Genomic DNA, 14,131 nt, shown 5'->3' on the forward strand with positions numbered 1-14,131 from the left:
CTGTTCAGTATCGTCAAGTAGCCCTTAAAAAAGTTGTCTGATTTAATATTGACAATCCAGAAGTATGAAGTATGAAGTATGAAGTATGAAGTATGAAGGGAACTGTTCATATTTTTTATTTAAGTCCAAATAAGTCCAAATGTTGAACATCTCCATCACGAAGTCGCTTTCTCTCCAATATCCTGTAACCGACACGCGCTCATGGCGTAATAGTGGTAACAGAAGATAAACGCTTGACGGCGGTGGAGGGATAGCATGAAATACTTTTTTGGTAAAGGTCGGATGATGCGCTGGATTGAGGTACTGGTCGTCTGGATCGTGCTGGGAAGGATTTTCGGTATCATGTCGCATATGGCCTGGTTTGGAATCGGGCTGATGCTTCAGCTTCTATTTCATCAATTGTATGAGCGGCAAAAGGATCTGGCGCCAGACGCGATCAAAAAGCGCTTTGCCCTCGCCGCAGCGACTGGTGTGGTGACACTGGGCGGTATAGCGAATGCGTTTTGGGCAGAATATGACGCATGGTGGTTCCAGCTATTCATGGTGCTGTTCTGGAGCTTCTGCTTTTATGGGGCGGTACGGATGTATCGGGAGACAGCCAAGCGTCAGACAACTACGAAAATTGCGGACTCTATTTAAAATATATAGTAAAATGTGGAAATTATAATCTATAATGTTATGCATTATGGCGATATTGTTACATCTGTCGATATCTCATTGCTCGTATACGATAGTGAAATGAGGAAACGGACGAGCAGGAATGACTGAAAACATGAACGAAGGCAGCTACAATAAGCAATTTCCGTTCATGATGAAGATACGAAGTTAAAACAAAAAAGCAGATACAAAACGAGACCAAAAGGAGACTTTTGGTCTTTTTGCATGTCCGAGCCTGTTTGTTTGTGAATTGTTGTAAGTTGAATGGGATACAAGCCGAGCAACAGAGCTAGAAATTCAATTTTAATTAGAAAATATTACCATATAACAAAAACGTCTATTCTCAATGTAAGATATTAAAAATTGAAATTAAAATCCATATTTTGAAATATACACTAAAATTTAGCTCTCGTATAATCGACTGTGAAAGGGAGGTGATTCAAAAGGGGTATCAGTAAGCTGTCAGGCGAAACGAAAACGCTTACTAAAATCAAACAGCTTGCTTCACACAAATCCACAGAAAGAAAGGTGAATGGATTGAAGTCCAAAAAAGGATTTTGGCAAGGATTTAAGTATACGATGGCTGTGTCGTTACTCGCAGGAAGTCTGTTGCCTGCCATGACTGCTTCACCGGTGTACGCGGAATCGCATGTGGACAATCCGTTTGTTGGAGCTACAGCCTATATTAACCCGGATTATGCCAAAGAGGTAGATGGCTCGATTGCCAAAGTAACCGATACAACGTTGAAAGCGAAAATGGCTACAGTCAAATCGTATCCAACTGCCGTCTGGCTGGATCGGATCGATGCGATTGCAGGTGGCTCGGCGAATGCAGGCAGACTGAGTCTGGAGCAGCATCTGGATACAGCACTGGCACAAAAGAAAGGCAATACGCCGATCACCGCTATGTTCGTTATCTATGATCTGCCAGGACGAGATTGTCATGCTCTTGCGTCTAACGGAGAATTGTCGCTTACCCAGGCGGCTTTGCAGCGTTATAAAACAGAGTATATCGATGCGATCGCACAAGTCTTTGCGAATCCTAAATATAAAGATATTCGCATCGTCAACGTGATCGAACCAGATAGCCTGCCTAACCTGGTAACGAATCTGAATGATGCACGCTGCGCGGCTGCCAATTCTAGCGGCATCTACGTGGATGGTATCCAATATGCGCTGAACAAGCTGCACGCTATTCCTAACACATACAACTACCTGGATATCGGTCACTCCGGCTGGATGGGCTGGGATAACAACCGTACAGCGGGTGTTGCTCTGTACAAAACAGTCGTAGGCGGTACAACAGCAGGTCTGTCCAGTGTGGATGGGTTTGTCACCAATACGGCGAATACAACACCGCTGAATGAGCCGAATCTGCCGAACCCGGATCTGAATGTCGGGGGACAACCGATCAAGTCGGCGAAGTACTATGAATGGAATCCGTATTTTGATGAATCGGACTTCACCAGCATACTGTACTCCGACTTTGTGAATGCAGGCTTCCCAAGTAGCATTGGGATGCTGATCGATACAGGACGTAATGGCTGGGGTGGCCCGAACCGTCCAACGATGGCATCAGGTAGTGACATTAATTCATACGTAAATTCGGGACGTGTCGATCGTCGTTCGCACCGCGGGAACTGGTGTAATGTGAGTGGTGCCGGTATCGGTACACCACCTACAGCTGCACCAGCTGCCCATCTGGATGCGTACGTATGGGTGAAGCCTCCAGGTGAATCGGATGGCTCTAGCTCACTGATCCCGAACAATGAAGGCAAAGGCTTTGATCGGATGTGTGACCCAACGTATACTACACCTGATGGTGTACTGACTGGCGCACTGCCAAATGCACCGATCTCCGGTGCATGGTTCCACGATCAATTCGTAACGCTCGTGAACAACTCGTTCCCTGTACTGACAACAGGCGGTACAACGCCACCTCCTGTAACACCAACTGCGCCAGCTGTACCAACTGGTCTGCAAGCTACGGCTGGTGATGCACAGGTGAAGCTGAACTGGTCTTCTGTAACAGGTGCAACGAGCTACACAGTGAAGCGCGCAACCGATGCAGCAGGTCCGTTTACAACTGTGGGCAGTAGTGTAACGGCAACGCTGTATACCGATAGCAATGTTGTGAATGGCACAACATATTATTACAAGGTGAGTGCAACGAACACTGTCGGCACCAGTAATGACTCGGATGTCGTAAGTGCGAAGCCAACCGCAACCGAAGTGCCGCCTACAACACCGCCAGCTTCTTCTGATCTAGTCGTACAATACCGTGCGGCAGATACGAATGCTACAGATTCACAGATCAAGCCTTATTTGAATATTCAAAACAAGGGTACATCTGCTGTGGATCTGAGTACGTTGAAGCTGCGTTACTACTTCAGTGTAGAGGGTGGAGGAACGATGAGCTCATGGATTGACTGGGCTCAAGTCGGTCAGGATAATATTACTCGCACTTTTGGTAACGGCTATGTGGAGCTGGGCTTCACAGCAGCGGCAGGTAAATTGCAGCCAGGTGCAAGCACAGGCGAAATTCAGCTGCGCATGGCCAAATCCGACTGGTCGGCACTGGATGAAAGCAACGATTATTCCTTTGATCCAACCAAAACGTCGTATACAGACTGGAACAAAGTAACACTGTATCAGGATGGTAAGCTTGTATGGGGGATTGCTCCGTAAATTGAAGTGGATAAGCTGAGCTACCTACTGTAGCCTCTGTTGGTACAGGTACAGGTACAGGTACAGGTACAGGTACAGGTACAGGTACAGGTACAGGTACAGGTACAGGTACAGGTACAGGTACAGGTACAGGTACAGGTACAGGTACAGGTACAGGCTTAGCTGGTAGTTAGCCCATTGCTATGCAGTAGCGCTAAGCGCTAAGTAGAGGCTGTACTAACAAGGCAGCGATTTGGAGTCGGGTCTTCCTTCTAATGTAATAACTAGGGAGACCCGATTTTTAATTGTAAGTGTTCGTTGCTGATGAACCAGAATTAGCTACTATGAACTAACATGAGCATTCACGATTGCCGAAGTAGATGAGGTATAGAGATAACGATAAAGCATAGAGTCAGGCCTGCGTTCCTTTATTCAACTATGTTATGATAGGGTGAATGTATAACAGGCGTTGGTGAATCAATTACAGTAAGGATCGATTCGCTACCTATCGGACTTGATTGAAAAGGGGCTTTGAACAATGGAGATTGTATATTCTGTGCTGCAAGGGTTAGGCATGATCTTTGTCATTATCGCTATATTTGTGATCGTGAGTATGCTACAGCTTTTTCGACGTAACAATCGCAGATAAGCGGAGCGTGGATAAGCTTAGCTGGGATACGGATCAATAGGGTCGAATGGCTCGATTTAGTGGAGATAACTTGCTAGCTATGATGATCATTTACAGATTTCGGAATCTTTATATTCATTTTCTGGTAAAAATATATTAATTTAGTTATAGGATGGATGCATAGGCAATTCTTCATTAAACAAGGAATTAAAGTGGATTGTATATGCAATTTGTTTGGACACAGAATGAGGTGAACAGGAACACTTTAACATGCACGAACAGGTACTCAACTAGAAAAGGAGTGTTACGTAATGAGGATGAAGCAATGGAAAAAGTGGACAGCGGGTGCATCGGCTGCCGTGCTAGCTTTATCGCTGGGCATGTCGGCATGGTCATCGCCAGTATTAGCAGCAACTACACCTGTCGCCCAGCATGGTCAGTTATCTGTATCCAATGGTAAGCTGGTCGATGCAAGTGGCAAGCCGGTACAGCTACGAGGAATGAGCTCGCATGGCGTGCAGTGGTATGGCAACTATGTGAATCGCGATACGATGAAATGGCTGCGTGATGACTGGGGCATCTCGGTTTTTCGGGTAGCGATGTACACAGCTGAGAACGGTTACATTTCTAATCCATCGGTTGCGAATAAGGTGAAGGAAGCTGTTGCCGCAGCGAAGGAGCTGGGCGTGTATGTTATTATCGACTGGCATATTCTGTCCGATAACGATCCGAATATCTATAAAGCGCAGGCGAAAAGCTTCTTTAGCGAGATGGCAGGTCTGTACGGCAATCTGCCGAACGTCATCTATGAGATCGCTAATGAGCCAAATGGCGGCGTGACCTGGAATGGGCAGATTCGTCCCTACGCGCTTGAGGTAACTCAGACGATTCGCGCCAAAGACCCGGATAACCCGATTATCGTGGGTACGGGTACATGGAGTCAGGATATCCAGGATGCCGCAGACAATCAATTGCCAGATAAAAACACATTGTATGCGCTACATTTCTACGCAGGTACGCACGGACAATATTTGCGTGACCGGATCGACTATGCGCTCGGGAAAAAAGCCGCTATTTTCGTAACCGAATGGGGAACCAGTGATGCATCCGGCAACGGTGGCCCGTACCTGTCGGATTCGAAAACATGGATCGATTTCTTGAACAATCGTGGTGTAAGCTGGGTGAACTGGTCGCTGTCGGATAAAACCGAATCGTCCGCAGCGCTGTTGCCAGGGGCAAGCTCAACAGGTGGCTGGAGTGCGAACAATCTATCGGCGTCTGGCAAATTCGTACGCGAACAGATTCGTGCAGGCAGCACAAGCATTGACTCAGGAACAACGCCAGATCCAGGCACAGGCGGTGGCACGGATCCAGATAACGGCGGCGGAACGACACCTTCCGAGCCATCGACACCTGCCAACGGATCACTGGTGCTGCAATATCGTAGTGCCGACAACAATCCGTCAGATAATGCGCTACGTCCCATTTTCAATATTAAAAACAATGGCAGTACAGCCGTGAAGCTAAGTGATCTGAAGGTGCGCTATTATTTTAACAATGATGGCAAATCCGGCGATCAGACGTATATTGATTGGGCCAATGTAGGTGGCTCCAATGTAACCACCACATCGGCGGCAGTAAGCGGAAGTAATGCGACAGCAAATCGCTATGTAGAATTCTCATTCAGCAATGCAGCCGGTGCGATTCCAGCAGGCGGTCAGAGCGGCGAAATCCATGCGCGTATTCATCCGTCCGACTGGAGTAATTATGATGAAAGTAATGATTATTCGTATGGCAGCACTTCCTTTGGCGATTGGAACAAAATGACGGTGTATGATCAAGGGAAGCTGGTGTGGGGGACCGAGCCGAAGTAAGCGTGAGGTAACAGCTCATGTACAGAGTAGCCAGGCATAGTTTCGATGATCGAAGGAGAGTAATCGCTCATACGAAGTGAGGCTGCTTTAGGAGTGAGTACGTCACAGGATGAATAATTGTATCGTGTACTAAACGAAATGAAATCCTGTCCTCCAACAAAGTCGCGTTATCCATAAAAGATTTAAAATGAAAAGACATATACCGCATACAGGGTATATGTCTTTTCGTGTTGGTATTAAAAGCTCTGCATCGAGCTAAGCTTGCCGTTCCAGAAATACAGATAATTATGTGAATAGATCCATTGCTCATAGGTCAGGCTGGACGATTGATACGTATTGTAATCAGATGGTACGCCCCATGACAGGATAACCTGCTCGCGAGTCATGCCTGCGAATACTTCATTGGCAGCAATCGCATCCCACACCTTATTGCTCCATTTATACACGGAGCGCGGATTTTTGAAAAAAAGACGACCTTCTAGCATATCGGGCACGCTGAAATGAGGATCAAGATCGAATGAATATAGCTTATTGTTCGTTTTGCGTACAACCGCACGGATCTTATTATCGTCCTCAATTTGGAAGTTGACAAAGGTAAGCTTGTCCAGATGATTGATTTTTTCCACTTGAATCTTACGATTATCGTACCAGACTGTTTTGCCGCGTAGATCATTTTGAACCTGCGCTAGAGCAGCATCCAGTACAAAATCAAATGCCGCATCATTACTATTGAGATGGATTTCGTTACCACCCGAATTGCGTGCAGTAATATAGTAGATCGTACTGCCTGCGTCATAGGCAACATCGGTAATCCAGTATGCTCCAGACTCATGAAACGGGTAAATTTTCTGTCCGGTTAGTGTACCTGCTCCGGCTGGCAGCTGGCTAATATTCGCTAAAATGGTAGCAGACTTCGCTTTGCCCTCATCAGTTGTCCAGACGAACAATGTGTACGCACTGGAGGCATAACGACCGTCTAGCTCGCTGATGGCAAGCAATGTTTTGTATGTAACATACGTTGTGCCTGCATAGACAAAGGAATTCGAGCTGTTGATCGTCGCATTACCGCGGCTTCCAGTAAGACTGAGTGGACTACCATAATTGACCGTGATGCCGGGAATACGATCCAGCTGCTTGACCGGAATGTACAGCGTATTGCCGTTCATAAGCTGCGCTAGCTGCGGCATGATTTGTAGCTCACCATTGACGTACAGCGAAACCGAATGATATGTATTGCGCTTCGTATCTGCACTTGCGGATGGGGTGAAGCTAGTGTATGCGATGCATACAAGGAAAGCAGCGAATACTATCGCTAGTGGGCGAAACCAGTTTGTAAAAGAATGCTGCTGGATCGTATTTGATGATGCTTCATGGTGATACGGGTCAATCTGTGAATGTGTGGACATGCAATGTTCCCCTTTTCTGTCATATCTCTCTCTAATCTATAGTGGTGCATCTGAGCCGCATGACGCATGCTATCCCATGCTATCCTAATTGCACACTATTCCTAATATCGGAAAATATAGGTGCATTGTAAAGGTATCTTGCTATCTTCATACAAATAGAGCTTGTATCGCGAATGAACACGATACAAGCTCTGTTTGTATTTCTAATACTTTTATATTGCTAGCATATACACTTAATCCAGCAAGCCTACCATACGCAGACCATGCACGATACCATCCTCATCGACAGGCTTGGTCACATAACGTGCGACTGCCTTCGCTTCTGGCTCTGCATTGCCCATCGCGACACTATGATAAATCTGCTTGAGCATCTCTACATCGTTCAGCCCGTCGCCAAAGGCATACTGGCGCTCCGCAGGGAAGCCGAGCTTTTCAGTGATTTTAGCGATACCATGTGCTTTTGAGCCGCCAGCAGGCAGCACGTCAACTGACATCGGATGCCAGCGAATAAAGTCAAAGTCTTTAAAGCTCGCTTCGTATTGCTGCTCAGCACCTTCTAGACAGAATAGCAGGCACTGGTACATTTCACGCGCCTGGTAATACGCAGGGTCATAGGTTGGGAATTTATCCACCTGTAATGTGCTAATGCTCGTTGTAATATATTCATGCTCTTCCGGTACATTCGCACGCATATCCTCCGCATCCATATAGACGATCGGATTATCATTCTGGATCGCCGTCTCGGTTAAGGCTACCAGCGCATCCGCATTCAGCGGATTACGATAAATGACCTCACCACGCAGGACGACATATTGTCCGTTGTAGCTGACATAAGTATCGATATCCAGCTCCTTGCGAATCTTTTCAAACATAAACGGAGCACGTCCGGTAGCGATCGCTACCTCATGTCCGCGTGCACGCAAATCCGCAATCGCCTGCTTGGCGGAAGCAGGGATCTGTTTGTTGAAGTCCAGCAATGTTCCATCGATATCGAAAAAGATAATACTTTGATCAGACATAAGCAGCTCCTATCCTTGTCTCTGTATTGGTAATGTATTTGGTTATGCTCTCGTATTCGGCTTAAAGCCCTCTTCCCGCAAATAATCATCTGCTTCACGACGCGATTCAAATGCCATGTCCAGATTATTGCCTGCGTACAGACACCACATATCATCCTCGTATTTCAGAATGAGGGTATGCCCTTCATCATTGATCCATTGACCTCCTGCCGATGAACCGGAAGAGAAGGGAATCACAGATGGCGTATTCGTTTCTACGACTTCATTCACTGGCTTGGGTTGACTGGACATCGCCTTCATTGTCGCATCCAGCAATGTGCGAAGCTGTTCTTCGGAATAATCACGTATATTAACAAAGCCTTTATCGTCCGTTTCGTATTCGTCCAGCAATCCTGCGTAGACAAAGCCATTGCCGTTCGGATGAATGTGAAAAGCGACAATTTTCTTGTCTACCGTGCTTTCCTCAAAATGAAAATTTACCCGTCCGAGGGAAACATTTTTACGTTGTAATTGCGGATAGGATTGTAGTACATCCAGTTTTTGTTCAAAAGTAAGCATGAGCATCTCCTTCTTAACTATCAATAGTGGTGATTATACCATATTCGGTGCCGCTTTGGACGGGGGAAGGCTAGAATACGGGAAGGAGAAGTTAATTCAGGATAACGATGTATTGCAGTGAAGAGACAATAAAGGCTCTATGCTCTGTCATACAAACAAGCTACCGGACAATGCCTGGTAGCTTGTTTCCTTGTTTGTATGACATTTTATGAGAAACGTATAAGGGGCGTTACTGCTCCAAATATGTTCACAAGTGACAGATGCTTCAGGATACCTGTTCTTTTACAAGCGTAGTCTCTGCTGCACCAAGCTGATTCTCGCTGGTCGTACGCTCCGACTTGCGCGCAGTCATATGGAAAAATAAATTCAGTACGATCGCAGTCAGACTGCCTGTAATCGTGCCATCGCTCACGATAATACGCAGCGCAGAAGGCAAGCCCGCGAATAGCTCAGGTACTACGGTCGCACCAATCCCCAGTGAGAGCGAGCATGCGACAATAAGCAGATTACGCTGATCCTTAAAATCAACCTCGGTCAGCATCCGAATACCGGAGGCAATGACCATACCGAACAGTACAACCGTTGCACCGCCGAGTACGGCGGGCGGAATGATCGTAGCGAGCGCTGCAATTTTCGGCACAAAGCCCAGCACGACCAGAATACCGGATGCCATAAAAATGACATTACGTGTTTTGACATGGGACAGCTCAACCAGTCCGACATTTTGCGCGAACGTATTATACGGAAATGCATTGAACAGACCGCCAAGTACAATCGCCAGACCTTCTGTCCGGTAGCCACGCGTCATATCCTGTGGAGTGAGCTTCTGATCGCAGATACGTCCCAGCGCCAGAAATACACCTGTCGATTCTACGATGATGACCATACAGACGATGATCATCGTAATGATCGGAGCAATTCGGAACTCCGGCATGCCGAAGGCGAACAGCTGTGGCAAATGGAACCACGAAGCCTCACTAACCGCCGCCAGATTGACTTTTTCCAGCAATGCTGCGACCAGTGTGCCTGCGATAATACCAAGTAGCACAGAAAGTGAGCGCATAAAGCCTTTGAAAAAGCGATTCATGATCAAAATAAATGCGAGTACACCAAACGATAGCAAAAAGTTCTGTAGGCTACCAAAGTCTTTATTTGCCGCACCGCCTGCCATATTTTTAATCCCTGTTGGTACAAGCGATAGACCGATAACCGTGACGACTGTCCCTGTAACGACAGGGGGAAAGAGACGAATGATTTTGCCGAATGATCCAGCGAAGACGACGATAAACAAACCAGCAGCAATGATCGCTCCATAGACGGCACCCAGCCCATACTGATTCCCGATGCCAATCATCGGTGTGATCGCTACAAAGGAGCTGCCCAGCATGACCGGAAGACCGATGCCGAAATACTTCGTTTTCCATGCTTGCAGGAAGGTAGCAATACCACAGGTAAGCAGATCAATACCGACCAGATAGGCGAGCTGCTCGCTAGTTAGATTAAGCGCTCGTCCAACGAGCAGCGGAACGAGAATCGCACCTGCATACATTGCCAGTACATGCTGTAATCCGAGTGAAAATATTTTGCCTCCACTAGCCTTGTTTTCCATAAACAGCGCCCCTTTTGCTGATTGAATGTGTATTTATGTAAGGAAAACTATCAAATTACGAATGATTAATAATATAGTAGCTGTAATCGTTCCTTTTTGAGAGTGTTTGATATTTTATTTGTAAATAAATATAAGATGAAGTGAGATAATTATGCGAAAAATATAAATTAATGTTATGTAATATTACATGATAGCCATTGTGTGGCTGAGCTTTGATCATGATGAGCATACTAGCAGCATATAGCTGAACAGCTAGCGAGCTATAGATATGTTCACGATTCAATCGGTTATTTAAACAGTTCAATCTGATTTTTGAACGCGCTTACATATGAAGGATTTTATAATAAAAAATATCAGATACTTTCTTCTGATACGCAGTTGCAGGTCAACGAGAGAAAGGAGAAGGGGGAAGCACACGTAGCACAGCTAACCGGATAGGGAGGCTATGAGGGGTTAGTCCATTCTTTTATTTTGTAAGCTATTTTGTAAGCGTTATCAAAATAAGAAACGGAGCGTGAATCATGTGAGCAATAAGCAGCATTCTTTAACGACACGCATCTTGGCAGCAGCACTCGGAGTTGTATTGATTTTGCCGATCACAGGACCTGTATCGGCAGCGGAGGAATCAGTAAACAGTGACAGTCTGGCGATAGCTGGAGGGAAGCAGGGGGTACAGCTGGAGCGTCTGGATCGTGGACTGGTCGCTGCACGTACAGAGGAGGGCAACTTTCTAAGCTGGCGTTTGATGGGCAATGAAGTGACAGGTTATTCGGATACAGGGCTAAAGGGAATGGATTTTGCTGTATATCGGAACGGTACATTTGTAGCGGTAGTGCGTGACAGCACGAACTACCTGGATCGTACAGGGAAGCCAGATGACCGTTATCGTCTGCTGCCGATTACAGCATCGCCTCGTATGAATGCTGGAGCGACAGAGGCTGTCTATGGAGATGAGGAGGATGCTGTCTCGACCGTAGGCGAAGCTACATACGGAGCGGAAGCAGGCGTGGAGCTGTCGGCTGCTGAGGCTGCGCAGCAATACGGGATCAGTGCGAATCAGTTGCTCAAGCCAGACAAGAGCAAGCTAACCGCTCCGGTGTCCGTTTGGAATGACACCTATTATGATCTGCCGCTACAAAAGCCTGCGGATGGCGTAACACCTGCTGGAGAAAGCTACACCTATTCCGCTAATGATATGAGCGTCGGAGACGTGGACGGAGACGGCGAATATGAATACTTCGTCAAATGGTATCCATCCAATGCCAAGGACGTTTCGCAAAAGGGCTACACTGGCAATACCTATATCGATGCGTATCGATTGGACGGCACCCTGCTCTACCGAATCGATCTGGGCGTGAATATTCGTTCAGGCGCTCATTACACACAATTCCTCGTGTACGACTTTGACGGTAATGGTAAAGCCGAACTGATGATGAAAACAGCGCCGGGTACGAAAATTACACGTTATGGCGCACGCGGCAATGTCGTGTCCGAGCAATACATCTCCCTGCCCAAAGCCGATCGTCAGGCAGGCTATGCCAATACTGATGATTATCGGATGAGCAGCGAGGATTATTATAACCATCTGGTGACGATGTTTCAGGGCTGGAGTGAGCATCCTGAGGTGAAAAATGGTCATTGGCCAGCCACGCTGGAGCAAGCATTTGGCATTGCGCCCAAATACAGCTACCCGTTATCCCTGAATGATGCCAGAGCGCTGGCAGACTATTTTATCGACGTGTATGCACCGGCAAGAAGCACACGTAATGATCTGCGCGACTTTGAAGGCTTTATCGTGAGCGGGCCGGAATACCTGACCGTATTTGAAGGGCGCAGCGGCAAAGAGGAGCAGACGGTAGCCTACGAGCCAGAGCGCTATGATGATGGGCTGATGTGGGGTGACTATGCGATGAGTCGGATCGAGCCCGGCAATCGAGTCGATCGTTTCCTCGCTACGGTTGCTTATGTGAATGGCAAGACACCGTCAGCTGTATTTGCACGCGGATATTATACACGTGCAGCGCTTGTATCCTATAGCTGGGATGGCAAGAAGCTGAGTAAGGATTGGACAGCGGATACCGGCTGGGCGATTATGAGCAACCCATTTAACGATGGCCCACATGGACGAGACGGCACCGATCCTGATCTGGGGCCGCTGGCGGGTCAGGGCGCCCATTCATTGACCGCTGCCGATGTGGATGGAGATGGTAAGGATGAGATTGTATACGGCTCTGGCACGGTTGACCATGATGGGTCATTGCTGTATAGCTCCACTGATATCATGCCTGCTGGAAGTGCAATTCCAGGTCAGCTGGCTAAGCTGGGACACGGGGATGCCCTGCATGTAGCCGATATCGATCCGATCCGTCCAGGTCAGGAAATCTACATGGTTCATGAAGGTGGAACCTACGCACCGTATGGCTATGCGCTACGTGATGCAGCCACCGGAAAAGTCATCTATGGCGCCTATACCGGACGCGACACCGGACGCGGCATGATCGGCGATATTGACCCAACTCGCCCGGGCATCGAGACATGGGCAACCGATCTACGCACCGCCACAGGCACACTTATCGGTAAAAGCTATCCAGGCACCAATATGAATATCAAATGGAGCCCTCAGCTCACCACTCAGATCATCGACGGCTCCCTAGAATCCACACCAGCTATCAAAGACTGGCAAAAAGGCGTCGTACTCGTCGCGAATGGTACACTGAGCAATAACGGAACGAAAGGCAACCCTTCCCTCGTCGCAGACATTTTCGGCGACTGGCGAGAAGAATTACTACTGCGTACCGCCGATAGCTCCGCCATTCGCATCTATCTCAGCTCCGAAGTCACTAATCATAAGCTGTACACCTTAATGCACGACACCCAATACCGCACAGGCATCGCCCGTCAAAATACAACCTATAATCAACCAAGCTATCCAAGCTTCTATTTCGCATCCGATATGGATTGGTCAAAGGTACCCGTGCCACAATTAAACTTGCCGGGAAGAGGAAAATAAGTGCTGCGCAATTTTATAGTTAATACTGCATGCCATACCAAACCAATGATATGCAATAAAGATATGAGGCAACGATATAAGGTATAAGGTATAAAACAATGATATAAAACCTAATCTTAGATCAGCACGGCATGAATGAATGCGTATCAACCTCTTATTAATAGAAGAAAGTGAAGAGAAAGAACGGATCTAAACGTTGCTTGCTATAAAGTTTCAGAGCGGATTGATGTAAATTGGTTTGCGATGCAGTATCAGGTTTTATCAGGTTCAGAACACGCAATAACATACAACAAATGTAAAGATATACGAAAAAGCGGAAAGTTTCCTTCTATTAAGAAGAAGACTTTCTGCTTTTCATATTTTGAAGATATGATTTGAAATAAAGCATCAGAATTAGGATGTAGATGCACATACACACGACGCAGATGCACATACACGTAACGCAGACGCACATAACGGAAAAAAGGAAATAAGGGGAAAGGAACGATTTTGGAGGTGCGAGAATCTACATTAACTGCTAATCCGTAGATTCTCGTACCTCCACCCGAGTTCCTTTCCCCTTATTCCTTTTTGGAGTGATTGCTGCACCAAGCACTAAGCACCAAATTGTCCATCCCAGCTAACATATAATTCTTCAAAACATACATTCTACATCAATATGCCTCTTGGGGGATTCCGTACTACACATAGAATAGAGACATTC

The 14,131-nt window shown here is 46.8% G+C and carries 9 protein-coding genes; 5 read left to right on the forward strand and 4 right to left on the reverse strand.

From position 1 onward, the window contains the following. Window positions 1-255: 255 nt before the first annotated feature. The 4 genes from IEX62_RS22605 (at window position 256) to IEX62_RS22615 (ending at window position 5,826) form a co-directional block, all read left to right on the forward strand. A complete protein-coding gene (locus IEX62_RS22605) occupies window positions 256-639 on the forward strand; it encodes a hypothetical protein (protein ID WP_188778560.1) in 384 nt (127 codons plus the stop codon). Window positions 640-1,236: 597 nt separating this feature from the next. After that, window positions 1,237-3,345 (forward strand): glycoside hydrolase family 6 protein, encoded by a 2,109-nt coding sequence (locus IEX62_RS22610; protein ID WP_188778600.1) that lies wholly within the window; start codon window positions 1,237-1,239, stop codon window positions 3,343-3,345. A 39-nt stretch (window positions 3,346-3,384) separates the two neighbouring features. Beyond that, entirely contained in the window at window positions 3,385-3,507 is a 123-nt protein-coding gene (locus IEX62_RS23980; protein ID WP_268239829.1) for a hypothetical protein, read from the forward strand. A 756-nt stretch (window positions 3,508-4,263) separates the two neighbouring features. Next, the gene (locus IEX62_RS22615) at window positions 4,264-5,826 is read left to right on the forward strand and encodes a cellulase family glycosylhydrolase (protein WP_188778562.1); all 1,563 of its coding nucleotides are present in this window, start codon (window positions 4,264-4,266) and stop codon (window positions 5,824-5,826) included. Window positions 5,827-6,062: 236 nt separating this feature from the next. Here IEX62_RS22615 and IEX62_RS22620 read toward each other — a convergent pair whose 3' ends face one another. The 4 genes from IEX62_RS22620 to IEX62_RS22635 all read right to left on the reverse strand — a co-directional run bounded on the left by IEX62_RS22620 (window position 6,063) and on the right by IEX62_RS22635 (window position 10,418). Next, window positions 6,063-7,232, reverse strand: coding sequence for a hypothetical protein (locus IEX62_RS22620; protein WP_188778565.1), 1,170 nt, complete (start codon window positions 7,230-7,232; stop codon window positions 6,063-6,065). A gap of 233 nt (window positions 7,233-7,465) precedes the next feature. Further along, window positions 7,466-8,251 (reverse strand): Cof-type HAD-IIB family hydrolase, encoded by a 786-nt coding sequence (locus tag IEX62_RS22625; protein ID WP_188778567.1) that lies wholly within the window; start codon window positions 8,249-8,251, stop codon window positions 7,466-7,468. Window positions 8,252-8,293: 42 nt separating this feature from the next. After that, on the reverse strand, window positions 8,294-8,809 hold the full coding sequence (locus IEX62_RS22630; RefSeq protein WP_188778569.1) for a hypothetical protein: 516 nt from the start codon (window positions 8,807-8,809) through the stop codon (window positions 8,294-8,296). A 265-nt stretch (window positions 8,810-9,074) separates the two neighbouring features. Further along, window positions 9,075-10,418, reverse strand: a complete 1,344-nt coding sequence (locus IEX62_RS22635) for a nucleobase:cation symporter-2 family protein (protein ID WP_188778571.1) — start codon at window positions 10,416-10,418, stop codon at window positions 9,075-9,077. Window positions 10,419-11,061: 643 nt separating this feature from the next. Here IEX62_RS22635 and IEX62_RS22640 point away from each other — a divergent pair. Beyond that, window positions 11,062-13,428, forward strand: coding sequence for a rhamnogalacturonan lyase (locus IEX62_RS22640; RefSeq protein WP_229686033.1), 2,367 nt, complete (start codon window positions 11,062-11,064; stop codon window positions 13,426-13,428). The last annotated feature ends 703 nt before the right edge of the window (window positions 13,429-14,131 follow it).

Source organism: Paenibacillus hunanensis, from assembly GCF_014645615.1.
GTDB classification, from domain to species: Bacteria; Bacillota; Bacilli; order Paenibacillales; family Paenibacillaceae; genus Saccharibacillus; species Saccharibacillus hunanensis.

What these genes read in the sequence shown, in the direction of transcription:
- IEX62_RS22635 (WP_188778571.1), bottom strand. Translation starts at nt 10,418, where the DNA reads ATGGAAAACAAGGCTAGTGGAGGCAAAATATTTTCACTCGGATTACAG.
- IEX62_RS22605 (WP_188778560.1), top strand. Translation starts at nt 256, where the DNA reads ATGAAATACTTTTTTGGTAAAGGTCGGATGATGCGCTGGATTGAGGTA.
- IEX62_RS22610 (WP_188778600.1), top strand. Translation starts at nt 1,237, where the DNA reads ATGGCTGTGTCGTTACTCGCAGGAAGTCTGTTGCCTGCCATGACTGCT.
- IEX62_RS22625 (WP_188778567.1), bottom strand. Translation starts at nt 8,251, where the DNA reads ATGTCTGATCAAAGTATTATCTTTTTCGATATCGATGGAACATTGCTG.
- IEX62_RS22620 (WP_188778565.1), bottom strand. Translation starts at nt 7,232, where the DNA reads ATGTCCACACATTCACAGATTGACCCGTATCACCATGAAGCATCATCA.
- IEX62_RS22630 (WP_188778569.1), bottom strand. Translation starts at nt 8,809, where the DNA reads ATGCTTACTTTTGAACAAAAACTGGATGTACTACAATCCTATCCGCAA.
- IEX62_RS22615 (WP_188778562.1), top strand. Translation starts at nt 4,264, where the DNA reads ATGAGGATGAAGCAATGGAAAAAGTGGACAGCGGGTGCATCGGCTGCC.